The 25,193-nt window shown below is 36.6% G+C and carries 17 protein-coding genes; 6 read left to right on the plus strand and 11 right to left on the minus strand.

Annotated features, from left to right (window positions below):
• Nucleotides 1–148: 148 nt before the first annotated feature.
• Nucleotides 149–3,079 (minus strand): PAS domain S-box protein, encoded by a 2,931-nt coding sequence (locus QM491_RS20380; protein WP_283329374.1) that lies wholly within the window; start codon nt 3,077–3,079, stop codon nt 149–151.
• Between the two features lie 504 nt (nt 3,080–3,583).
• Between QM491_RS20380 and QM491_RS20385 the strand changes: the two genes are divergently transcribed.
• The 4 genes from QM491_RS20385 to QM491_RS20400 all read left to right on the plus strand — a co-directional run bounded on the left by QM491_RS20385 (nt 3,584) and on the right by QM491_RS20400 (nt 11,063).
• The gene (locus tag QM491_RS20385) at nt 3,584–3,985 is read left to right on the plus strand and encodes a ketosteroid isomerase-related protein (protein WP_283329375.1); all 402 of its coding nucleotides are present in this window, start codon (nt 3,584–3,586) and stop codon (nt 3,983–3,985) included.
• Nucleotide 3,986: 1 nt separating this feature from the next.
• The gene (locus tag QM491_RS20390) at nt 3,987–4,580 is read left to right on the plus strand and encodes a GNAT family N-acetyltransferase (RefSeq protein ID WP_283329376.1); all 594 of its coding nucleotides are present in this window, start codon (nt 3,987–3,989) and stop codon (nt 4,578–4,580) included.
• A gap of 440 nt (nt 4,581–5,020) precedes the next feature.
• The gene (locus QM491_RS20395; protein WP_283329377.1) at nt 5,021–5,920 is read left to right on the plus strand and encodes a carbon-nitrogen hydrolase family protein; all 900 of its coding nucleotides are present in this window, start codon (nt 5,021–5,023) and stop codon (nt 5,918–5,920) included.
• Between the two features lie 586 nt (nt 5,921–6,506).
• Nucleotides 6,507–11,063 (plus strand): PAS domain S-box protein, encoded by a 4,557-nt coding sequence (locus tag QM491_RS20400; protein ID WP_283329378.1) that lies wholly within the window; start codon nt 6,507–6,509, stop codon nt 11,061–11,063.
• A gap of 88 nt (nt 11,064–11,151) precedes the next feature.
• Here the strand turns inward: QM491_RS20400 and QM491_RS20405 are convergent, their stop codons facing one another.
• Together QM491_RS20405 and QM491_RS20410 are read right to left on the minus strand one after the other, a co-directional pair.
• Complete coding sequence (locus QM491_RS20405) at nt 11,152–13,077, minus strand: acetoacetate--CoA ligase (protein WP_283329379.1); 1,926 nt, start codon at nt 13,075–13,077, stop codon at nt 11,152–11,154.
• A gap of 134 nt (nt 13,078–13,211) precedes the next feature.
• A complete protein-coding gene (locus QM491_RS20410; protein WP_283329380.1) occupies nt 13,212–14,471 on the minus strand; it encodes a Glu/Leu/Phe/Val dehydrogenase dimerization domain-containing protein in 1,260 nt (419 codons plus the stop codon).
• A gap of 260 nt (nt 14,472–14,731) precedes the next feature.
• Between QM491_RS20410 and QM491_RS20415 the strand changes: the two genes are divergently transcribed.
• Complete coding sequence (locus tag QM491_RS20415) at nt 14,732–15,196, plus strand: hypothetical protein (protein ID WP_283329381.1); 465 nt, start codon at nt 14,732–14,734, stop codon at nt 15,194–15,196.
• Nucleotides 15,197–15,444: 248 nt separating this feature from the next.
• On the opposite strand, the gene QM491_RS20420 is transcribed toward QM491_RS20415, so the two are convergent.
• The 7 genes from QM491_RS20420 to QM491_RS20450 form a co-directional block, all read right to left on the minus strand.
• The gene (locus QM491_RS20420) at nt 15,445–16,641 is read right to left on the minus strand and encodes a redoxin domain-containing protein (protein ID WP_283329382.1); all 1,197 of its coding nucleotides are present in this window, start codon (nt 16,639–16,641) and stop codon (nt 15,445–15,447) included.
• A 234-nt stretch (nt 16,642–16,875) separates the two neighbouring features.
• A complete protein-coding gene (locus QM491_RS20425; RefSeq protein WP_283329383.1) occupies nt 16,876–17,934 on the minus strand; it encodes an asparaginase in 1,059 nt (352 codons plus the stop codon).
• 356 nt (nt 17,935–18,290) lie between these two features.
• Nucleotides 18,291–19,055, minus strand: a complete 765-nt coding sequence (locus QM491_RS20430; RefSeq protein ID WP_283329384.1) for a TatD family hydrolase — start codon at nt 19,053–19,055, stop codon at nt 18,291–18,293.
• A 30-nt stretch (nt 19,056–19,085) separates the two neighbouring features.
• A complete protein-coding gene (locus QM491_RS20435) occupies nt 19,086–20,117 on the minus strand; it encodes a glycosyltransferase (protein WP_283329385.1) in 1,032 nt (343 codons plus the stop codon).
• A 27-nt stretch (nt 20,118–20,144) separates the two neighbouring features.
• A complete protein-coding gene (locus QM491_RS20440; RefSeq protein ID WP_283329386.1) occupies nt 20,145–20,795 on the minus strand; it encodes a polysaccharide deacetylase family protein in 651 nt (216 codons plus the stop codon).
• 264 nt (nt 20,796–21,059) lie between these two features.
• Nucleotides 21,060–22,193, minus strand: a complete 1,134-nt coding sequence (locus tag QM491_RS20445; RefSeq protein WP_283329387.1) for a glycosyltransferase — start codon at nt 22,191–22,193, stop codon at nt 21,060–21,062.
• Nucleotides 22,183–23,142 carry a lysylphosphatidylglycerol synthase domain-containing protein gene (locus tag QM491_RS20450; RefSeq protein WP_283329388.1) on the minus strand — a complete coding sequence of 320 codons (960 nt, stop codon included), beginning with the start codon at nt 23,140–23,142 and terminating at the stop codon, nt 22,183–22,185. The genes QM491_RS20445 and QM491_RS20450 overlap by 11 nt, the downstream gene beginning before the upstream one ends.
• Before the next feature lie 63 nt (nt 23,143–23,205).
• On the opposite strand from QM491_RS20450, the gene ruvC reads away from it, so the two are divergent.
• Nucleotides 23,206–23,769, plus strand: coding sequence for a crossover junction endodeoxyribonuclease RuvC (gene ruvC / locus QM491_RS20455; RefSeq protein WP_166552045.1), 564 nt, complete (start codon nt 23,206–23,208; stop codon nt 23,767–23,769).
• Nucleotides 23,770–23,916: 147 nt separating this feature from the next.
• Here ruvC and QM491_RS20460 read toward each other — a convergent pair whose 3' ends face one another.
• The gene (locus QM491_RS20460) at nt 23,917–25,143 is read right to left on the minus strand and encodes a hypothetical protein (protein ID WP_283329389.1); all 1,227 of its coding nucleotides are present in this window, start codon (nt 25,141–25,143) and stop codon (nt 23,917–23,919) included.
• Nucleotides 25,144–25,193 lie beyond the last annotated feature (50 nt).

The following is a 25,193-nucleotide window of genomic DNA, read 5'->3' on the forward strand; positions in this document are numbered from 1 at the left end:
AGTCTATAAGTATCGTTTGTGAACAATCAAATAGCTAAAGTGTCTATCAATTTCTAACTCCTGGACCACATTATTATCATTTTCAATGTGGTACAGGAGTTAAAATACAAAACAAATTTAAAACAAGAAGGTTATCGTTATGATAAATTTATGATACCATTAAATTATTTGGAAAACCTTTGGGCTCTGCCGACAATGGCGAAGCCTTTTTAACAATATCATGAATCACAACATCCAATTCACGAGCCGACACGTCTACCCATGATAGTAATTCTGTAGAAGGTAAAGCACCTTGTGTATCGTGCATTAGCAAATCAACTGCTCCCAAAATACGTGCTAAAGGAGCTCGAACGCCATGTGACTGCATCCACGCAATTTCACGGAGCTTTTTATTTTGTTCTTCGATGGCACGTACATATTTTGTATTTTCGGTAATGTCCTTTGAAAAACACGACACACCAACGATTTCATTGTCACGATAAATAGGGTATAAATTGATTTCTGAAATTTCAATCTCGCCTTTGAGTGGATTGAAACTAGACACAACCTCAAAAAAAGACTCGCCTGCCAAAGCTCTTTGATACAAAGAATCCCATAGCTTTATTTCTTCGGGCGACCATTTCTCATTAAGTGCTAAAGAACCTACTTGTGGCTCTTCGTCTAATTTATCAGATATTCTTCGAGCAAAAATAGAATTGAAAGTAACCAATCTTTTTTCGGTATCAATCGACCATATATAATTGTCGGTGTTATTAATCAACAGCTCCAAATTAGACTTCATTACTTCTATCTTATTTTCTTGCTCCTTGAGTGTCGTTATATCCCTATACGACACAGCCATACCATCATTGAGAGGATTACAACTTACCGAAAGCCATTTTTTCGAATGCTCTTCGTAGTCAATAAAAGAATACTCACGATTTTCGTCCTGTGCCACTACGTGTTGCATAAAAAATGGATGGTACGGATGAATATTAAAAACCTCCCAAAGGTACATTCCCATTTGTGCTTGTGAGTCTATATCAAAGAGTTGCTCTGCGGCTTTATTTGCATATTGAATCCGCCATTGGTCATTTACAATAAAATATCCATCTGTAATACTTGATAGAATTCTGCCACTATTTTCTGCCTCAAGAAGATATTGTCTTTTGGCCGATTGTTCTTGCGTAATATCCTTGCCAATCAAGTAAGCTAATTCGCTATTGGGTTCGTAGGTGGAGCTCCACTCTATCCAACGAATACTTCCATCTTTGGCTACACATCGATTGGTAAAAGTAGCGCTTGCATTTTTATCAAACATCAAATCCAAATCAAACCTTGCTGCGCCTAAATCCTCTGGATGAACTACTTGTAAAAATGGTTTTGCATAAAAATCTTCCTTCAGATACCCTAATTCTTTACAAAAACGAGGATTTACTTTAATAAAACAACCGTCTCTACCGATTGTACAGATGTAATTGTTAGAATAATTGAATACATTATCCCAATCTTTTAACGCATTTAATTTGACAATTTTTAGTCCTAATATATCTGCTACACTTTTACAAAATGACGTATGACGTTTGTTGATGAGGGTTGCATCTTGTGTACAAAGAGACAAAATACCCACAACTTTATGCTTGCTTTTGAGCGGCAACACAAAGGAATTACAATCAATAGTTTTTCCGTGGATTATTTCACGCATCTGCTTGCCACGCATAGCTTGTCCATGACGAAACACCTGTACTTCCCAATCGTCGGCAGAATGTTCTAAACGAATAGATGGTGCTAGCGATAAAGTTTCTTTGAAGTTATGCGTACCATAACTTACGTTTTTGAGGTATTTATCTGCTCCATCTACCACCCACAAGAGTGCCGTTTGATAACCTGCTAGCTCACAAACACGTTTTAACACCATCTCAAAAGGTTCATTGAAGGTTTGAGATTGTCCTAAAAGCCTGTGTATTTCATTGAGGCACAGAGTTTCTTGATTTTTTTGGTAATTATCAGTGATGTCCAACAGCGTAGCCAAATGATACCCACCTATTAGTTTTCTATGCAACTGATAACTTGCAATGAGTTGATTATTTTCAAAATCTCTGATTTTGGTAATCCCTTTTGCTTGATTATTATCTCGGAAAGTTTGCCAGATTTGACTAAGTGATTTCTTTAGACCATAAGTCATTAAAGGCTGGATTTTAGAACCAATCAGTTGATTATTATAAGCTCTGAATAGTTTTACAGCCGAGCGATTAGCGTCAATGATTTGCCCTTCGTCATCAAAAACCAAGATAGCTTCTTGAGTTTTGTCAAAAATAGTTTCAAACTGAAAAAGGGAAGTGCGTTCTCGTTCTCGAGATTCGATGAGTTGTGTGATATTGGTAAAAATCACCAAAGAAGCAGGGTAGTCATCAACAATGATATTATATGCCGAAAACTCAACATGGAGAATCTGAGTATTGGGCAAACACCATCTTACTACTGTTCGCTCTCCTGTACGCAAAGCCATATTTGACTCCATTCGCTCCATATCATCAGGATGACATAGCTCTGTAATTTTTCTTTGCTTTAGCCAGTCTTCATCTGCTAAGATGGTGTCTTTGGTAGCCTGATTCACCATCACAATTTGATTAGTGTAGGCACAAGTCACCATCATAGGTATTGTTGAGCTAGCAAACAAGTTATGATAAAGATCTACGTACTTCGATAGTTTTTGTTTGCATTCTTTTCTTTTTTCATAAAAAGTCAACACACGCTCTATCCAATCCGTAGAAAGCTGGGTATCTAGCAAATAATCTTCATATTTAATCTCATTTTGAGATTTGAGTTCGTTTTTCTTGTCTTTGGGAAGTATTAAAATAATGTAGAGAGAAGATGACTGCTGGCGGTAGTCGTTGTAAAGCTGAATATCTGAAGACGTAAAACTAGGTAGGTAATAAAAGACAATCGGACGTATATGGGAAGACTCTAGTTGGGTAATTTCTTCTGTCTGAAGATGCTCATAGTCAGTACAGAGTTCCTGAAGGCACTCAGTGAGGGATTTGGGTATGTCTCGTACTGAATTAGTGGCGGTAAAATTTTTGAATGAATAAAGCAACATAAGGATTCACAATTATTAGAGATTAGCAAGGATGCCATTTTTATATAATTTCAAGTAACAATAATGCTCGATGTAAATATAGAAAAATATGCCATCACGACAAAGCTTTCTTCAAATATTTAGGAATTTCGTCTTGTAGCTAAAAATATCCGCATTTAATTAATCTATCATAACAAAAATACGGCCCAAAAAACACTCAAATTACTGACTATCAAGCATTCATTAGCTCCGTCATTTTATTATTTTATCTAAATTAAAAAAACAAATACCACAACCCTACAACAACGGGCAGACGATTGATACCGAGAGTTGTTCCAAGAAATAAGGAGATATAAGTCAGGTAGGTGATCTCAATAACTCATTTTACACTTCACTAATGGTAATAAATTGATGTACCTACAAATAAAATACCCATTTGATTATCGAATTTTTTAATTTTGAGTCGCATAAAAATTATGCCCAGTGCATCGCTGGAATCAATGATTAATTATACAATTTAGTACCATGAAAGGTGTAGAAATAGTAAAAGCATACTACAATTGCTTTAATCAAAAGGATTGGCAAGGAATGTTAGACTTGCTTGATGAGAATATTCGCCACGAAAGTAACCAAGGCGATGTTCGTGTGGGAAAGGATAAATTCAGAATATTTCTTCAAAAAATGGATGACAGTTATGAAGAAACCCTTACTGAAATGGTATTTCTTGCTGAAGAAACAGGCACACGGGTAGCCGTAGAATTTGTAGTAAATGGCATTTACAAAAAAGGAGAAGAAGGTCTTCCTGAAGCACACGGACAAACATATATATTGCCCGCTGGTGCTTTTTTGGAAGTGAAAGATGGAAAAATCACACGTGTAACTACTTATTATAATCTTACTCTTTGGATTGAATTAGTATCAAAGTAACATGGAATTTATCAAAAAAGTAGGTAAAGAAATCGAAAGTGTTTTTGAGGATTTGGCTCAGCTCCGAATCGAGGTTTTCCACGATTATCCTTATCTATACGAAGGTACTTTAGCGTATGAATTAGAATACTTAAAAACCTATGCCAATTCGGAAAAAGGTTTTCTATTTGCCGTTTATGACCAAGGTCAAATGGTTGGAGCTACTACTGCGATTCCCTTGAAAGATGAAACAGAGGAAGTTCAGCTACCATTTATAAAAGAAGGTTTTAATTTGGCTGACATTTTTTATTTTGGTGAAAGTATTTTGTTGAAATCTTACAGAGGTATGGGATTAGGTCATCGTTTTTTTGACGAAAGAGAGATTTATGCCAAAGCAAACGGCTTTAAAATTACCGCTTTCTGTTCGGTCGACCGTGGAGAAAACCACCCTCTAAAACCGTCAGAATATCGTCCAAATGATATTTTTTGGAGTAAAAGAGGCTACATTCCGCAACCTCATCTAGTTTGTGAGATGAGTTGGTTAGATATTGGCGAAATATACAGTACTCCAAAACCTCTAAGATTTTGGCTTAAGTACCAAGATGTTATTAGTTAATCGTATATTGGTTATTTGAGAACACTCATAATCAGAAGGTTACTAACAAATTGTGTCTCGATCTTTTTTGATACATAAGTAATCGTGCAATATAGGCACTATCTTGTATTCCTTTGTAAAAGCCCCGTAGGAACGGCAGAAAGTCAAAATCTTGAAGTCTGTCGCACCTAAGGAGCTGATGAAAAGATTGGTTTCTGAAAAAAACCTAATCAACAGACATAGCTAAGTTCTATAATTGATAAGTTTTATTTTGCGTTAATACGTTTTAGGCTATGAGCTGTAGGCATTAGGCAAAATGTATTAAAGATTTCATTAAAAACACTTTTGAACATTCTGCTTACGACATCCTAGAGCGGGTAAAATTAAATTGATTTTGCCCACTAACATAGAAGCCTTTAACGGTTATCATCAACAAACATTGACATTTTAATCCATTCGGTATGAAAGTTCGTGTGGCAACAGCACAGTATCCCATTACGCAGCATAGCTCGTTTGATGCGTGGGCAAACCATGTTCATGAATGGGTTGCAGAAGCTACTTCTCAAGATGCCCAACTGTTAGTTTTTCCTGAATATGGCGCCATGGAATTGACGAGCATTTTGCCAGCTAATTTACAATCCTCACTTCAGGGGCAAGTAATTGAGTTAAGTAATTTGCAAGAAAAATTCATTGATGTTTGGACTACCGCAGCCCAACAAAATCATGTAACCATAGTAGCACCAAGTTTACCTATCATTGTTAATGGGCGTCCTGTAAATAGGGCTATGGTGTTTTCGCAAAAAGGCTATGTGGGATATCAAGATAAGTTTTTTATGACTCGTTTTGAAAACGAAGAATGGGGAATTTCAAGTGGAGAAAAAGTCCTTACTGTATTTGAAGCTGCTTGGGGAAAATTTGGTATCCAGATTTGTTACGATGTAGAGTTCCCTATTGGTAGTCAATTACTTGCTTCCGAAGGCGCACAATTAATTGTAGCCCCAAGCTGTACCGAAACCATAAGAGGCGCTACTAGGGTTCATATAGGGGCAAGAGCTAGAGCCTTAGAAAATCAAATTTATACCGCTGTAGCTCAGACTGTTGGAAATGCCCTTTGGTCGCCAGCAGTAGACATTAATTATGGTTATGCAGCTTTTTATTCAACCCCTGATAAGAATTTGCCAGAGGAAGGAATCATTTCTATGGGCGAAACACAAAAACCAACATGGCATTATCAATCCTTAGATTTTGATTTGTTGGAACAAGTAAGAGCTGATGGACAGGTTTTTAATTTTAGAGATCAGCAAGGTATTGCTACTAAACTTTTGTATCATAAAATAGACCTCAAAAAAGTTCAAGTCTAAGTAATCGTGCAGAATAAGATTTAAGTTATGTGTTTAGGCACAAGGCAACAGGCACAAGGCACAGAGTGTTAAAATGTTTTTTATTACCCACAACCATGCTTTTTCCCAAAAACCACCGCCGAAAGCTGTTAACTGAAAGCCCCAAGCATAATCTTAAATTTTATTTTGCCTACTAACTTAAGTATATTCTTCTTAAAGAGAAGAGTAAAAATACTCATAAACCTTTACTCTTTTCTTTAATTCTATCTCCATATTCTGTCTTTCATCCTTAAAAACTGACAAAGATCACCCCTAATACTAGGGATTTTACACTTTTTGTGTAACTTAATAACTTTAGTCATTTGATTTTAGTCACCAAAAATCTAACTTGCCATCGCCTTCAACATCATGATTATTGCCTCCTAAATAGTACGCTACTAAAAGTAGAAATTAAGTCTCCTATAAATTGCTTAAAGCAAGATGAAGACCATAAAAATGTATGGTAAAATAACCACCTCAACCCTAGCTCTTTTAAAGATGTTTTTCCGCTAAAAAACTGGCGGAGGTCAGGAATTATTTGCTAACCATTAAAGCACACTAACAAACTATGAATCAGGTGAAGATTGACTTATTTGAGGAAATAAAACATAATCCAGCCTTTTTTGATTGGATTATTTCAAACAGTTTTACAGGATATGGTTTCATGGATGACACAGAAACCAAAAAGATTTGGTTTAATGACAATATAATCGAGTTTTTGAGAAACAAAGACCTCGACCTTCATGTCGTGCAAGAAAGTTTATGGCAACATCTTCCTTTTTCTTCAGGAGATTTTAAAATATTTTTAAACAATTCAGCTCAAGACAAAATATGTCTTGAAGCTTTCCCTTTCCATTTTGAGGAATCAACAAAAGTTGCTTTAGGGCTAAAAATAAGCGATATAAGTAACCATGAGCGTGCTGAGTTAGTCTCTTCAATTATTAAAAATAGAGCATTTTATATAGTTACCACCGATTTGTTTGGGAACTACAGTTTTGTCAATGAGCACTTCTGTAACGTATTTAGCTTTTCACATGAAGAAATTATTGGTCAAAATGCGCTAATAAATATCATTCCTGAAGATCATCAAAAGTGCCAAGATACCGTTGGACTATGCTTTCAGTTTCCCAATAAACCACATCCTGTAATTCTCAGAAAACCTGACAAAAATGGCGAGGTCATCGTCAATGCTTGGGAATTTAGTGGGCAAACAGATCATCAAGGCGAAGTTTTTGAAATTCTTTGTACAGGCTATAATATCACAGATCAAATCAGAATTCAAAATGACCTTAGTGTTCTCGTGGCCACAATGTCGGATATTCTCATGGTGGTGGGGACTGATTTCAAAATAAAGTATCTATCAAACAGCTGGGAAAGAGTATTAAACCAATCTGTAGAGGGCTGGATGGGGCTAAACTATTTGACATTAATTCATGAAGATGATAAAGAAAAACTAGCCTCGGCTATCAAAAACTTAGGCGAATCTCAAACGCAAACCTCAGTTGAATATCGAATTTTAGATTTTTCAGAAGAGTGGGTATGGCTTCGCTCCTCTATCAATTATGATGCTGCCACCAAAAATTTAGTTTTTACGAGTCAAAATATTTCAGAAAATAAAGAAAAAGAAGAAAAGCTCAAGGAATTGGCATTGGTTGCATCCAAAACTACAGATGCTATCATCATTGCTGATGCACGTGGACGAATAACTTGGATAAATCAAGCCTATGAAGATTTAACTGGATACTCGCTCGAAGAGGTAATTGGACGAAAACCTTCAGAATTGATTCATGGATCTCAAACGGATGCAGAAACAGTTAAAAGAATCCGAAACGCCATCAAAAATCAGGTTCCTGTTTCTGAGGTTATTTTGAATTACACAAAAGATAAACAGACCTATTGGGTAGACATCACAATAAATCCTGTTTTTGATGAAAATAATCATTGCACCAACTACATTGCCGTAGAGCGAAATATTTCTGCAAAAAAAATTGCAGAAGATGAGCTTCAAGATACAAAAGCATCCCTTCAGCAAACCAGTGAAGTAGCGCTGGTCGGAGGATGGGAATTGAGAGTACCCAACAGAGACCTCTATTGGACTGACATCACAAGAAGTATTTTTGAAGTTGAACCAGACTTTATTCCTGCCTTAGAAAAAAGCGTAAATTTCTACACTCCAGAATATAGAAATTTGCTTCTTGAATCAGTAGAAAATTGTATTAAACATCAGCAAAGCTTTGACATCGAAGTAGAAATATTTACACAAAAGGGTGTGAAAAAATGGCTACGATTGATTGGCAAAATGGATGTTGAGTCTACTCCTCAAAAAGCCTATGGTGTAGTTCAAGATATTACAAAAGTAAAAATTGCAGAAGAAGAAGCAAAAAAATCGACCTTGCTACTTCAAAAACTATCAAGTCAAGTGCCTGGTAGTTTGTATTTATATGAATTTTCTGAAAAAACTGGAAGATTTTCGTTCCCTTATGTATCTGCTGGTATTTCGGAGATATATGAGGTAGCACCAGAAAAGATCATACAGAATCCTGAGTTAATTTTCAGCAGAATCATTCCAGAAGACCAACAACGGGTTATTGACAGCATGCAGTTTGCCCTAAATTCATTTATCCCATGGGAACAAGAGTTTAGAATTTTAGATTCTAAGGGTAATATAAAATGGCTAAGAGCTGCTTCAACTCCAGAAAAAACAGAGGACGCTTCATTATGGCATGGATACCTGCAAGATATTACGAAGAGAAAGGAGTTTGAATACCAGATAACTAATTCTGAAGAAAAATTCAGAAGTTTATTCGACTATACCTCAGATGCAGTAGTGCTTTACAATCAAAATGGTATTATGGACTGTAATCCTGCGACATTGAGATTATTGGGCGTAGCTTCCAAAAGCGAACTCATTGGAAAGCATCCGATTGATTTCTCACCAGAATATCAACCAAACGGTATAAAAAGTGCAGATATGATTCATGATGTGCTCCTTGAACTTAAAGATAAGGATTTTTATGGGTTTGAATTTTTGCATAAAAAAATGGATACAGGAGAGTCTTTCCCTTGTGATATTCTTTTGAACTCAATTAATATCAGCGGAACAAGGATTGTTCAGTCCGTTATCAGAGATATTACTTCACGCAAAGAAACTGAAGCTCAATTAATGAAAGCCAGAGAACAGGCTGAAGCTGCAAGTCGTTCAAAATCAGAGTTTTTGGCAAATATGAGTCACGAAATCAGAACTCCTTTAAACGGTGTTATTGGATTTACAGATTTGTTGATGAGAACTCAATTGGACGAAACCCAACAACAATATATGTCAACTGTCCATCAAAGTGCCAACTCTTTGCTTGATATTATTAATGACATCTTGGACTTTTCTAAAATAGAAGCTGGCAAATTGGAGTTAGCTCCTGAAAAAATTGATTTACTAGAATTGGGAGGCCAAGTGGCGGATATGATTAAGTTTCAAGCTCACCGCAAAGACTTAGAAATGCTTTTGAATATTTCTCCATTAGTTAATAGATATATTCATGCCGACCCAATACGCTTGCGCCAAGTGCTCGTCAATTTGCTGGGTAATGCTGTAAAATTCACCCAAACAGGGGAAATCGAGTTAAAGGTGGAAGTTCTTTCGTCTAGCCCTAAGAACCCTACTTTATTCAGATTTTCGGTAAGAGATACGGGAGCAGGAATCGAACCTAAAAATCAACAAAAAATATTTGAAGCATTTTCTCAAGAGGATGCCTCAACAACTCGAAAATTTGGCGGAACAGGTTTAGGCTTAACCATTGCTAATAAGTTATTGGCCTTGATGAACAGCCAATTACAATTAGAAAGCACCCCTGGATTGGGAAGTACTTTTTACTTTGATGTAGCTTTCGAAACTGAACAAGCAGGACCAATCAAAACCAATCTACCTTTATCTATTCAAAAAGTATTGATTGTAGACGATAACGATACTAATAGATTAATTATCCACGAAATGTTGGCTCTTAAGCAAATAGAGTCCGTTTGTGCCAAAAATGGTATCGAAGCTTTAGATAAATTAAAATTAGACAAAACATTTGATGTGGTTTTAATGGATTACCACATGCCATATCTCGATGGAATCGAAACAACTAGACACATCAGAAATAAACTAGGAATTGAAGCAAAAGATCTGCCAATTATTTTGTTTTCAAGCTCTTCCGACGATGATAGTCTTCAGGTTGCTTGCCAGGAATTAGCTATCCAACAAAGATTGGTAAAACCTATCAAGATTCAGCAATTTTATGAGGCACTTTCTCGACTTCATACTAGCAATGATACTATTCAAGCTAGCAATACAGGATTTGCAGATAATGCGATAGCCGAATCTTTTCAAGCTAAATTGGATATTCTACTAGTGGAAGACAATCCTGTAAATATGCTTTTGGCAACTACTTTTTTAAATAAAATAGTACCAAATGCAACAATCATCAAAGCTAATAATGGAGCTGAAGCACTCGAAAAGTTTCAGAAAAAACGCCCAGATATTGTATTCATGGATATCCAAATGCCTGTAATGAATGGTTATGAAACAACTACAGCCATCAGAACAATCGAGGCTGGAGGTCAACCTGTTCCGATTATAGCACTCACAGCAGGTACAGTAGTAGGTGAAAAAGAAAGATGTTTGGAAGCTGGCATGAGTGATTATATAACAAAACCAGTTTTGAAAGCTACTATCCAGAAAATGATTACAAAATGGGTATTAGACAAATCTGAACAAGAAGATTTATCCAATTTGTCATCAAAACAACTATTAATCCATTTTGATAAAAATGAGTTGATAGAAAGAACTGGTGCTGATGATGGGTTGATTGCCCAATTGATGGAGTTGGCTTTCTTACAAACAGATAGTTTTTTGGCTGAGATTCAGGATGCCTTTACATCACAAGATTGGACATTGGTTCAATCGCTAGCACACAAACTCAAAGGAACAGCCCTTTCTGTAAGTTTTATCAAGCTTGGCAATATTGCGAGTGAATTAGAAGAATTACCAAATCCAGAACCTATTAAAGTCAAAAATCTAATTCATGAACTAATTCAAGAAATAGAATGGCTGGGAGCATTGAAACCATCTATCCTTATTTTAAATTAATATTTTGGCTAAAATCAGGTAAATTTTTCAAGAGGGTGCAAAGAAAATTGCACCCTCTTGAAAAAACTATAATAAATTTATCCTTTTGCTAATGAAAATTTCTAAAAAACTCCAAACTCTGAGGATTTCGCACAGCACCAATGTTAACAGCTTTTTCAAAAGGTTTTCCTTGAATGAGTTTTTTTACGGGCAATTCTAATTTTTTGCCAGAAATCGTATAAGGAATTTCTAAAACCTGTATAATTTGGTCTGGAACATGTCGAGGTGAATATGTTTCTCTTAGGACTTTTTTGATTATTTGTTTTTGAGAATCATCTAATTCGAGCCCTTCTTTTGTAACTACAAACAATGGCATAAAATCTTTGTCCTCCAAATGAATAATTAATGAATCTTTGACAAATCCGAGTGCTTCAACAGCACGATATATTTCGGCAGTACCTATACGAATGCCCCCGCGATTGAGGGTAGCGTCCGACCGTCCAGCAATTACTAAACCTCCTGTAGATGTCAATTTCACCCAATCACCATGACGCCAATTATTGGGATACTCTTCAAAATAGCTAGCTTTATATCGCTCAAAATCTGGGTCATTCCAAAAGGAAACAGGCATAGATGGCGTTGGTTGAGTGATAACCATCTCCCCTATTTCATCATGTAAAGGCATCCCATTTTCGTCCCAAGCCTGTAAATCAACCCCTAATCCTATACATTGAATTTCGCCTTCATATACAGGAGAGATAGGGTTTCCACCTACAAAAGCGGTACAAACATCTGTCCCACCCGAAATTGATGCAAGCCATACTTCTGGATTTACTTGTTCGTATATCCAATCAAATCCTTCGGGTGACAAAGGAGAACCTGTCGAGCCTATCGAGCGTAAATGTTCAAACGTATAGTTTACTCGTGGGCGGACTTGCTCTTTCATACAGGCATGAATAAAAGCAGCACTGGTACCAAAATGATGCACAGGCGTTTCGGCCACTAATTGCCAAAGCGTTTCCATATTGGGATACCCTGGGCTTCCGTCGTACAATACCAAAGTAGCCCCTGAAAAAAGTACTGAAATGGAAAAATTCCACATCATCCAACCAGTCGTCGAAAACCAGAAATAGTTTTCATTTTCTTTTACATCATTATGAAAAAGAAGGTACTTTTTATGCTCCAGTAAAATTCCTCCATGACCATGAACAATCGGCTTTGGAACACCTGTAGTACCCGAAGAATAAAGAATATACAAGGGAAAATCGAATGATAACGGCTCAAATGTTAATACGCTATTACGATTTGAAACCGTTGTATTCCAATCAACTGTATTCGGCAAGGTATTGCCAATAGACATATAATCAATCAAAATAGTCTGCTGCAAACTTGGCAAATTCTCTTGGAGATTGGCCACTACGGCACTTCTATCAAAGACTTTGCCCCCATACGAATACGAATTTACGGAGATTAATACCTTCGGTTCTATCTGTCCAAAACGCTCCAAAACACTTCCTCCTCCGAAATCAGGTGAAGCACTTGACCAAATTGCCCCAATTGAAGCAGTCGCTAAAAATGCTATTACAGCTTCAGGAATATTGGGTAAATAACCACAAATGGTATCCCCTTTTTGTACTCCTATTGAACGTAAATATTCAGCCAATGAGGCAGTTTTTTGATGAAGTTCTGCCCAAGAAATGGCACGAAGTGGGGAGGTTTCTGATTGAAAAAGAATCGCAGGACGATGACTAGTTTCGAAGGAAAATACATGTTCAGCATAATTGAGCTGAATTCCCTCAAACCATTTGGCATGAGGCATTTTTCCAGAAACTACTTCCGAATATTGTCCAGTGAATTGAATACCAGAATAATGTAAAAATATATCCCAAAACTTGGAGATATCTTTTACTGACCATTGCCAAAGTTCCTGATAATTATTGAATTGCAAACCATATTCATGCGAAAGATAATCCATAAATCGCTTGAGATTGGACTGCTCAATTTGTTGCTCGCTAGGCGACCAAAGAATTTTCATAGTTTTACGGTTGAGATTGAATTAGCAGAGAGGCAAAATATTCAAAATAGCGCTATTTTCAAAAGAGATTTTTCAGGAATAAAATAAGAGGCAACTCAGTCTTGACATTTTGACTGAATTGCCTCTTATTTTTCTTACACTAATTCTACTTCCACTTTATTTTCTAATTTTTCCAAAGCAATACGATATAATTCATTTGCCAGCAAAGTTTTGCCTTGGTGTTGTGCGTGTAATTTGTCTAAAGCTTTGTAAATCGTTTCGGAAACATCTTCAAAAATTCCCTCATCAGTCACCATCGCCGAGTCGCTCATCAAGTAGGCAAATACACGAGCCATTCCACAATTAGCTACAAAATCAGGAATCAGCGCTACTTTGGCATCTGCCATTTCCATGGTTGTTCCATAGAAAATCTCAGGGTCGTTAAAAGGTACATTGGCGCCACAAGAAATTACTTCGAGACCATTATTTACCAATTTTTCCACCTGCTCTGCACTTACAATTCTTGAAGCTGCCGCTGGAATAAATATCTCAGCTCCTACTTCCCAAATTTTGGCATTTGTTTCCTCAAAGCTCAACATATTTTCAGCATATAAGGTATTTTGCTTTTTGTTAAAGAAAAGGTCTTTGATTTCTTCTAATCCCAAACCTTCGGGCACAACCAAACCACCATTTCTATCAATAATACCTACAATTTTGACACCCATACGCGCCAAATTGAGTCCAGCAGCGGCAGCTACATTTCCCCAACCTTGAATAATTGCTCTTTTTTCTGATAAATCACCACCCCACAACGTGTAGTAATGCTTGACAGCCTCAGCCACTCCATAGCCCGTAATCAAATCCGAAACGGTATATCTATGAATGTTTTGGCTTGAAGTCGGTGTGTAATTCCAGTCTTCAATAATTTTAGAAACACCTTGACGCAACTGACCAATCAAGCGTATTTTTTGTGCCTCAGAAGCATGAAAATGTCCATTAACAATACCTTCTTGTGGATGCCATAAGCCATATTTTTCGGTTACAGGAATTACTTCATGTACCTCATCAACATTTAGATCACCACCTGTTCCGTAATAGTTTTTCAAAAGCGGTGCAACTGCTTTATACCAACGCTCCAAAACACCCTTTTTGCGTGGATCGCTTGGGTCAAAATTGATACCAGATTTGGCTCCACCGATTTGAGGACCAGATACTGTAAATTTGATTTCCATGGTTTTAGCCAAAGATTCTACCTCACGCTTATCAAGTCCTTTGCGCATACGAGTCCCTCCACCCGCAGCCCCTCCACGTAGGGAATTGATGACTACCCATCCCTCGGCTTCAGTTTCAGAATCTTTCCATTCAAATACGATTTCTGGTCGTTTGTTTTCAAATCTTTTGAGTGCTTCTTTCATTAGTTTGTCGAGTGCTAATGGTCTAATTTGTTAAAATTTATCGTACAATATCAAAGGTTAATTATCGCTACAATATTAGTTGTTTTAACAAATATTAGCAAACAAACATTGAAGAATAAATCTACAATATTTCAATACCCGAAGAATAAGTTATTACTAGAATACTTTTCCAGCTTTTAAGAATATCCTAATTTAGTATTTAGCTACTTGAACGTGCTTCTTGTAGTTGACATAACACCTACAATAAACTTACTAACGCCATGTTCTATTCACTAAAAAAATTGCACCCCACCTTGAGGTTTTTTATTCAGCTCATTATAGTCTACCTCCTTTTTCACCTGCTATTCCGTTTAGGAATATGGTTACTGGAACTATATCCCTATGAGCCTCCATTCGCCGAATTTAAGGTCTCTGATGTTTCTCAACCTCAAAATTTTGTAGATTCCGTTTCTTCTTCAAAAGGCTCTTCACACTCCGTACTACTGTTAAAAATTACAGGTGAATTAGACGATAGTGCTGAGGTATCTTATGGTTTTTATGCTTTTGAAAAGAGAAAAGGGATAAAAACTTCAAAATTCATAATGAACACTACAACAAAGCTTTCTAAAGGGAAAATAAATATCGATGAACGACATGACTATTATTCCAGCGATACGATTCATGTTTTTTTCACTCCAAAAGGTTCAAAAAAAGGTTGGTTAAAAATACGAACCTCTATCAGGTGATAATCCTTTAGCGAGTAGTAATTGAGTGATTATTTTATGTAAAGCTCGAAGTTATTAATTTGACTGTAAGAGTTTTGACTATTCATCAAAAAGGGGTCAAAAAAACAATTTTCGCCCCCTTTTTTCGATGCTGTAATGTTTGATGACTCAGCTTTAGACGCAAAGCATTGCGTCTCTACTTGTTTTAAAAGAATCACTAAATCATTCAACCACCACTCACGAAACACAAAGAAAGATGACTAATATTACTATTTATCAGCAGTTAAAATCAACAACTTTACTTTTCTTTTTCCATCCGTTAATGTTAAACCTATCTTTTCTAACTCCTCCATACAAGCGTTTGGTTTTTCGGGATACCAAGGAAAAGATAAATTGTATTTTTTCGTTAATCCCGTTTCATCAATAATAGGTTTACTGAGGTTGTCCTCTAAAAAAGATGCCAAATTTTCCAGTCCTCCACTCTTCATCTCAAGTCCATTTGCTGAGGTAGAAACAGAAGATGTATCATCACTTTCAGCTTCTTCAATTTTAGCCACATTATTTACTTTTGACAAAACTTTTATGTCAATCTCTCTTTCTTCAAACTTCACTTTCACAGGTGCAATACCACTCAAATACCCCAGTATGGCGCTTGAGGCTTGCTCTTTAGTGAATTTAGGCGCATATATTTCCAAACCAATTGCTTGGTCAGGCGCACCCCATCCACGGTAATATGATTTTGGATTTTCCCATCTCGTCCTAGTTCTGTTGGGATAATTATACAATATCTCATAGATAGTTGAGTATGACATATTGATAAACGTTAACCTTCCATTTTTAAAAGCTTTGTAAACGCTGTAGGTATTCTTGTCAAAAGGTTTTTGCACAATTTGAACATCAGTTTCTCCTTGCTCAGATCCAATCAGGTTTTCTATCTCCTTCTCTACCCCATCAGAATATTGCGCTGTTACTTTTTTGCCAGCAATAAGTTCTTTGATATGTTTATCTGTTACTAATCCAGCAGTGGTAATACTTTGTACAATTCCACTCTTATCAATAAAAATGGTATGTGGTACAGCCTCGTGAGGGAAATACTTCACATATTGTTGATCGTTTGTGTCCAAAACCACAGGAAGCGCCAGTTTTCTATTTTGGAGAAATTTTATAATTCTTGCTTTTTTGTCTTGAGCAATGGTAATAATTTTCAAGTCCTTTTGATAATCCTTTTGCCACTTTTCTAATTTTGGAAAGGATTCGATACAGGGTCTACAACTTGTCGACCAGAAGTCGATAATGACAGCTTTTCCCTTGAAATCAGAAAGTTTGTATCCTGTCTTCGTATCATTGAGCACTTCTTTAAATACGATTTCAGGAGCAGGTTTACCAATGAGTTTAGAGGATTGAGCAGATAAGTTAAAGGTTACTAGAAAAGTGAAAGCAATAAGGGCAAATTTTGTGTAGGTCATTGAATTGTGTAGTTTATGTAAATAAATAGTTTTAAAGAACTTAAAAAATGCTGGTTTTTGATTTATTAACCTATAAAATTATCAGGTATTAGCACTTAATTGGAAATTCTCCTATGTGTCTTCAACGATAAATAATTTTGTTTTATTTTATTCCTAAAAATAAAAATTGGAGTATTTTTAACAAAATATTCTGCTAAAAAAACTCCAATTATGCGTTAAAACATCTGTAAACAACTATGACATTTCACCAGCTAAAGGCCTTTTCAAAATTGCTTTTATCTCTTCTATCTCTTTGGCTTTACCTAAAGCATACATCATTTTGGTGACTGCCGCTTCTGTTGTTAGGTCTGCTCCGCTAACTACACCAACTTCCTGTAGGAAATGACTCGTTTCGTATCTGCCTTGAATTACTCGTCCGCCATTGCATTGTGACACATTGTAAATGACGATTCCCTTATCAATACTTTGCTGAATCAAATCTAAAAACCATTGCTCGGTTGGGGCATTACCAGAGCCATACGTCTCCATAATGACACCACGCAAACCTTCAATACCAAGAATACTTTTCACAACTTTTTCGGAAATACCTGGGAAGAGCTTCAATATCACTACATTTTCGTCTAGTTGGGTATTTACTTTAAGATGAACATTTTGCTTAAAATGACCAATAAAGGGATAATTATATTCAATGCGAACACCTGCTTCAGCTAGTGGAGGATAATTCTCCGATTCGAAGGCGTTGAACTGAACACTTTCGTGCTTACGTGCACGATTTCCTCTCAACAAAAGCGAGTTAAAGTAGATACAAACCTCTGAAATTATAGGTCGACCGTTTTGTTTGGCAGCCGCAATTTCAAGAGCGGTAATAAAGTTTTCTTTTGCATCTGTACGAGCTACACCAATAGGCAATTGCGCCCCTGTAAGAATTACAGGTTTATTGAGATTTTCTAATAAATAACTCAAAGCCGATGCCGTATATGCCATGGTATCGGTACCATGAATAATCACAAAAGAATCGTACTCATGGTATTTTTCTCCAATAATTTCAGCTAGTCGTATCCACAAAGCAGGCTTGATATTGGATGAATCTAACAGATTTTCGAACGTAAGCACGGTGATTTCAAAATCTAAACGTGCCATTTCTGGAAGATTATCGGGGATTTGGGCAAAATCAAAAGGCACGAGGCTATCAGAATGATGGTCGTAGGCCATTCCTAGCGTTCCACCAGTATAAATCACCAGCACCCTCGAATTACCCGAGGATTTAGTTTTAATCTTAATTGTTTTGTACATATTTAGTTTGGGGGATGAATTGTGGCGCAAAAGTACTGAATTACACCAGCAATCAAAACGCAAACAAAGAATCAAGCTATTGTTGAGGAATTTGAAAAAAAGCGAAAAAATGAGGCTAGAGTAAGTTTTGGAGGATAATTTCCCGAAGTATATGAAATGACCAAGACTATTTTACGGTGATTTTGGGAATTATCGGAGAAAAAAAGATTTATATTTTACTTCAATATTTTTTTGAAACTTTAGAAACTGTCAAAAAAATAGGTCCAAGTGAGACTTTGGACCACAGTAAGTCAATAATTCCGTTTATCGGGTGAATAAATTCACCCGATACGAAAAATTTAATGCTTCATGAATGCTTAACCTAACAAAGCTTTGGCGTTTTGTGTCGTTTTTTCCAAAACTACACTTACATCGCATTGATGCCAATCTGCAATCTTTTGGGCTACTAATGGCAAATAAGATGGCTCATTACGTTTTCCTCTGTATGGAACTGGTGCCAAATAGGGAGCATCCGTTTCTAAAACTAACTTGTCTAAAGAAATATGTGGAATCACTTGGTCCAAGCCACCATTTTTAAACGTTGCCACACCGCCAATTCCCAATAAAAATCCTAATTCAACAGCTTTTTGAGCTTCTTCTAACGTTCCTGTAAAGCAATGAAAAATGCCTTTTAGATTTGGGTCTGCATTCTTTTCTATCAACTCTACCGTTTCCCAAAAAGCATTTCTTGAATGTATATCTATCCAAAGATTGTGCTTTTTTGCTAAGGCACATTGTTGTAAAAATGCTTCTTGTTGTTGCGCAAAAAAGGTTTTATCCCAGTACAAATCCAAGCCTATCTCACCAATAGCAATGAATTTTTCTTTCGCTAAATAATCTTCTATAATTTGTATTTCTTTCTCAAAATCTTCTTTTACATAACATGGATGTAAACCAATCATGGGCAAACATTTATCGGGATAAGCTTTTGCTAATACCATCATGCTATCGATGGTTTCATGGTTACAGTTGGGCATCCAGATTTGTTCTACTCCAGCTTCAAAGGCACGCGCCAACATTTGTTCCATATCCTCGTTGAATCCTTCATCGTAAATGTGTGCGTGGGTTTCTATAATATTCATTTTGATCGTTGTTAATGGTTATCTCCCTAATCAGGAGTAAATTCTTCCTTTCCAGTCTATTTTAATAGGAATTGCATAAAAAATCACCATGGTAATTTGCCACCAATTGGCATATAATTCATAGCTCAACAAATGCCTTATTAAATGAAATTGTTTGAGTTTGACAATAGTTGGTAATACAGTCAGAGTTTGTCCAAGCCATTTGATTGCCCAAATGCCAAGGGCAATTTTCAATGAATGTAAGCAAGCAACTGCCACAAGAATCGGCAAAAAGAGCGCTTGACAATACAGCAAAAGTACAATCCACCAAGGACATTGCAAAGCCCCAACCATCCAACGTTTCCGCTGATGTAAAAATTCCTTCAAGCTTGTCATGGGTAAAGTCTCGGCAAAAACCTGCTGATTAATCGAGTTTTTAAAACTAAATCCTTGCCGTACTACTTCATGAAATAATGCAAAATCTTCGGTAATCGAAAAAGGTATTTTGGCATAACCTCCAGTAGACTCGTAAGCCTCACGAGTCATACCCGAATTATTTCCTAAACCTGTCAAAGGTAGATTAATCAACGCTGCTGTTCGGAGTAACGTAAGCGCATGAAGCCAGTCGATTGATTGAAATTGATGCCAAAGAGATTTGCCTCTAACCGCAGTTACTCCAACTTGATGCCCCAACTTTGGATTGTTTTCAAAACCTTCGATCATTCCTGCTATCCAATTAGGGTTTACTTTTACATCGGCGTCAGTAATCAAAAAATACTTCCCCTTAGAATACTCGTAAAGATTTGCCAATACATTTGCCTTTCCTCGCTGATTATTGATTGTTTTTTGGATTGAAATCAGCTCAAAATAAGGTTTATCTTGGATATATTCTGTGACTAATCTAGCAGTTTGGTCAGTCGATTGGTCATCCCCAATTAAAACTTGTAATTGATTTTTGGGAAAGTCGGTTGCATCTATTGAAGCAAGACATTCGATAATATTTCCCTCTTCATTTCGAGCTGCAATCCAAATGGTTACCAAAGGTTTTTCCTCATTACTTAAAGTATTCTTCTCTATTTCCATATTCACAACCAATTAAATTTCAATACCTTACACCAAGCTTCTAAATTCAAATCCTTTTTCCTTAAAATGTTCTAAATACCTTGGCAAAGCATAACTCATATTTTGGTTAGCTTTAATACTGTCATGAAACACCACGATTGAACCAGATTCTGTGTACTGAATACTTTTTTGTAAAACTGTTTCGGGACTCAGATTTTGAGAAAAATCCCCTGTCAACACATCCCACATCACAATCTCATGTGAAGTCAATATACTTTTTGCTTGTGTCTTTTTGATTCTTCCATGTGGTGGTCGAAACTTCGGTTTTTGTCCCCTGATGGCGTCTTGGTGTTGATTAATCCACGTTTCGCATTTCAAAAAATTCTCATGATAGAGCTCATTTTCAGTTTTCCAACCTCTCAAATGATTAAAAGTGTGATTGCCAATCAGATGCCCCTCCGCTATCACCTTATCCATGATTTCGGGGTGCTTGTGAATATTGTCACCAATACAAAAAAAACTGGCTTTTGCCTCAAACTGCTTTAACGTATCCAACACGAATTCAGTCACTTCAGGTATTGGCCCATCATCAAAAGTCAAATAAATCACCTTTTTATCTCCTAGGCTAGACTTCGGAATGCGCCAAGTCATTGCTGGATAAATAGCACGAAAAAGAAAATTGCTTTTATGTAAAAACATGAGAGAATTAGGGATTAAGCATTAGTGCTGAATTGTGAATGTAATTTTTAGATTATCACTAATTTTTTATTTACAATTGTTTCAATCTTATTTTGCCCACTCAAGTTAGCGAGCAAAATAAGATTGAATAAACGAAAATTTTATTGTTTCCCTTTGTAAAAGCGCCGTAGGTGCGACAGAAAGCTAAAATCTGGAAGTCTGTCGCACCTACGGTGCTGATAAAACATTGGGTTCTGTAAAAAATCCTATCACCAAATCTTCAAATTAAAAATGTCTCCTCCCCTTCCAAACATATCCTTTTTTCCAAGCCGAAATACCGAAGAATACTACATAAAATGGATATAAAATCTGCACTAAGGGAATATATTTAATGTAGGATACCTTCTTGAAAAAAGATAATACTGGTGCTAAAAAAACGTATTCTGGCAAACAACGAACCAGCCAAAGTACTATAAACTGAGTGGTCGTTAAATCATTCCTTAGCCATAAAAATGGGCTCAAAAGCATTCCAAAATTAAGGGTAAAAATGGTGATTGCTAGAAAAGTGATTTTCCAATCTTTATAATGATTCCATTTGCTAGCCCAGCGTTTGCGTTGTTGGACAAAAGTGCTAAGATTTTCTTGGGCTTGTGTAAAAACAATATTGGGTTGATAATGAGCAAAAACGATTTGATTTGGGTATTTTTCGGCAATTTTATGCATCAAAAACTCATCATCGCCAGAGGCGATATGCTCATTACCCTCAAATCCATTTACTTCTTCAAACACAGCTTTTGGATAGGCAATATTCGCACCGTTGCACATATTTGGCTTGCCAACCATCATGGCACAAGCTCCAGAACCAACCAAACTGGCAAACTCAATACTTTGTAAAATCGTCCATAATCGACCATTGGGAATAAACGTAACACCTCCGCTAATAAGCTTGGCATTTCGTCCTTTGTACAATTGTTGCATTCCTAACAACCAAAATTCCCCTACTCGACAATCGGCATCGGTACATACTATTAGTTCGCCTTGAGCTTGTTGAACCCCCATTTTTATGGCATTCTTTTTACCCCTTAAATCAAATTCCTCCAAATGAATAATATGAACAGGAAAATCTAATTCGTTGCGTAAGTTTTCAATTTGAAAAACTGTATCATCAGTTGAATGGTCGTTGATAATGATGATTTCTAATAGTGCTTTGGGATAACGTTGCTTAGCCAAATCTCGAAACAGATAGGGAATATTCAGGGCCTCATTTCGGGCTGCAACAAGCACCGAAATGGTCGTATCTTTGGGCACTTTTCGCATAAAACGTTTGCCAAAAGTTACCTTTTTAAGCCAAATTCCCGCTAATGTAAAGGTGAATAGGGCATAAACCGCCACCAAAAAAAGTAAGATATTAATGAGCATTTTTTCGAGTAAAAAGTATCCAAATACTGCCAATCAGTACAGGAATTCCAATATTTAAGAGCCAAAGACTAAAAGTTGCTGTAATCACTTGGTTGATATCAACGGCGTAATGTCTCATGAAGTAAATAGCAGACAGCTCACGTACGCCCAAATCACTGACAAAGTTTAAAGCTGGAATGATGGTTTTTGCTAGGAAAACGCTATTCACTACTGCCAAAGTATCTACAAAAGGTAATTTGACCCCTGCCCAATTGAATAGCAAACAAAACTGCAAGATAAAAACCAAATGACGCATGATTCCAATGGCAAACAAACTACCCCATTGTTTTTTTCTTAGGGTATAAATAGCCTCTAAAACCTGTTGGATACGTTGATTTTTAATCAGTTTTTGCTTTCCGATATACCATCCTATTCCTAAGACTACCGTACCCACTGTAGGAATTCCAAGGATTAAATAGCTTTCGAGGGAATTTTTCAGTCCAAATTTTTGAACAATATAAATCAATCCAAAATAGCCAAAGCTGATAGTGACGATTGTCTGAATAACACCACTTATAATACCTGCCCCTATTCCTTCGGTTTTCTTTTTAAGATTTATGATTCGTCCTGCCACATCGCCTGTTCCACTTGGGAGTAGCATACCAAGCGCCAGACCAGTTAAGACCGATTTAAAAGCCTGAACAGTTGAAATAGGCTCAATATTTTGTAAGAGTGTTTGCCACTTCAATGATTCCAAGGTCCAATTCAGTCCCATCAGTGTCAAAAGAACTATCCAAAAATAAAATGGTGTCCCCTGCCATGAACTCAAAAACGTAGTCATAAGTCCCTCAAAACCTTGCTGTTGGTACTGTATTGTACGAAAAAGCGCATACATTACTGTACAAAAGAGAAGGATTCGAACTACAAAAATGAGTTTTTGACCAAAATATTTACCCAAAGCTTCTTTCAAATTCTATAAAATTTATTGATTACCTTTGCATAGAATCAATTTTGAAACAAAGTTACACTTTACATGGCAGAGTCTGTTGAGAAAATCATTTTAGGAGTTGACCCCGGCACCCGCTTTATGGGATACGGGGTGATATTGGTGCAACGTGGAAATATCTCAGTTTTGCAATACGGTGTAATCAATGTGAGCAAATATGCCACTCAAGAATTGAAACTTAAAAAAATCTTCGAAAGAATCATCGGAATTATCGAAGAGTTTTCGCCAGACGAAATGGCTATAGAAGCCCCATTTTTTGGTAAAAACGTACAATCAATGCTCAAACTTGGACGTGCACAGGGTGTGGTAATGGCTGCCGCTCTTTCCAGACAAATTCCGATTGTAGAGTACTCTCCCAAAACGGTCAAACAATCTGTAACAGGCAACGGAAATGCTTCCAAAGAACAAGTAGCAAGTATGCTTGACCATTTATTAAAAATGAAACTAGAGCCAGAAATGTTTGATGCTACCGATGCCTTAGGTATTGCAGTATGTCATCATTTTCATGGCAATAATATTATGGCAACTAATAAGGGTACGAAAAAAGGCTGGGCAGCTTTTATCAATGAAAATCCTAATAGAATTAAATAAGGTAGCATTGCTGTAGGCTTTATGCCGCAGGCTAAAAGTTTAAAAGTATTTCTCAGGAAATAATTGAAGCATTTTTCCCTATTGCCTACAGCTTACCGCCTAATGCGTATTCATGCAATTTTACTTTGCATGAATACTTAAGTGATCTCATTTTCTGATAAACTCAATCGCCTCTGAGTATTTTTTATCAGCATAGAGTAAAATTTCCTCTTTTTTACTTCCATTTTCAAATGAAATAGCCGTAGTATTGGCGCCCTCTGTTCCTGTATTGACAGAATAAACGGTTAGGATATTTTGTCCGACAGGGCTCATCGGTAATTCCAGTACTTTGGGTTTCTTCGTCAAAGTATAGTTTTCAATCAAATATTTTCCATTCCAACAAACTGATACAATATCTCCATCCTCATTTTCGTGGTCATAAAGAGATAACAAAATGGTAGTTTGAGCAATCTGAAAGCGCTTCTTTATCACCACTTTACGCTGTATTTCACAAAGTGATTTTGCAATAGGTTTTCTTGCTTTCTGTAATTGTACCACAGGCAACTCATAACTCATTTGAAGCGAAATCATACCTGTATTTTCTCGGAGTGTTTGCCCTGCAACAGACTGATTTTGAGCATATCCCACAAATTTTGTTTCAGAAATTGCCTGATATGGAATGCCAAAACGTATGCCAAAATTCAAGGCACGACCGTCATCGGCGGGTCGCCAGTAGGTTTTCCCTATTTCTACAAAAAACAAATAACTATTGGGGTTTGTGATGGTATTCTGTAAGGTAAATCCTCTCCCATCATAAATCCATGTGTCAGAGTCTTGCATAGATTTTGACTGAAAATTCATCGATTGTACGCCGAATTCGAGATAATTACGTAATTCTCCAAAACCTCTTCTTCCTTTCGAAATAGATGAATACATGACACTTCCCCAAAAACCTGTATTGCTGATGGTATTCACCCAAGAACTAGCTTCTTTGCCTTTGATAAAAAACTTAATATTATCATCGAGCGAATAGCTATGGGGGGACTTGGTGTAATGAGCACCTACTTCGAGCCTAAAAAGTCGATTGTTTCGAAATAGTTTTTGATAATTCACTCCTAAACCGAAAGTACCGACAAGACCAAATGCTTCTGTTCCACCATTTTTATTGACAGTAAAATTGATAGGTAGCGGGAAAAATGGTTTGGGAATATTGCTGAGGGCACTAGAAGAAAAACCATCCGAAACAGGAATACTTTGAGGTAATCCCAAAGACACCAAGCTCGCCATAGGTCTGATGCCTAATTGGGCACTCCCTTGTTTGCGACTGAGTTGCGCAAATGATTGACAAGAAAAGTATAGTAGAAATATAAGCCCTCGAAGTAATATTGTTTTCATAGCGCAATAGGTTTTTGAATTTATTCAAATTAAGGAATAAAAGCCATAAA

Source organism: Flectobacillus longus (assembly GCF_030056705.1).
In the GTDB taxonomy this organism is placed as follows: domain Bacteria; phylum Bacteroidota; class Bacteroidia; order Cytophagales; family Spirosomataceae; genus Flectobacillus; species Flectobacillus longus.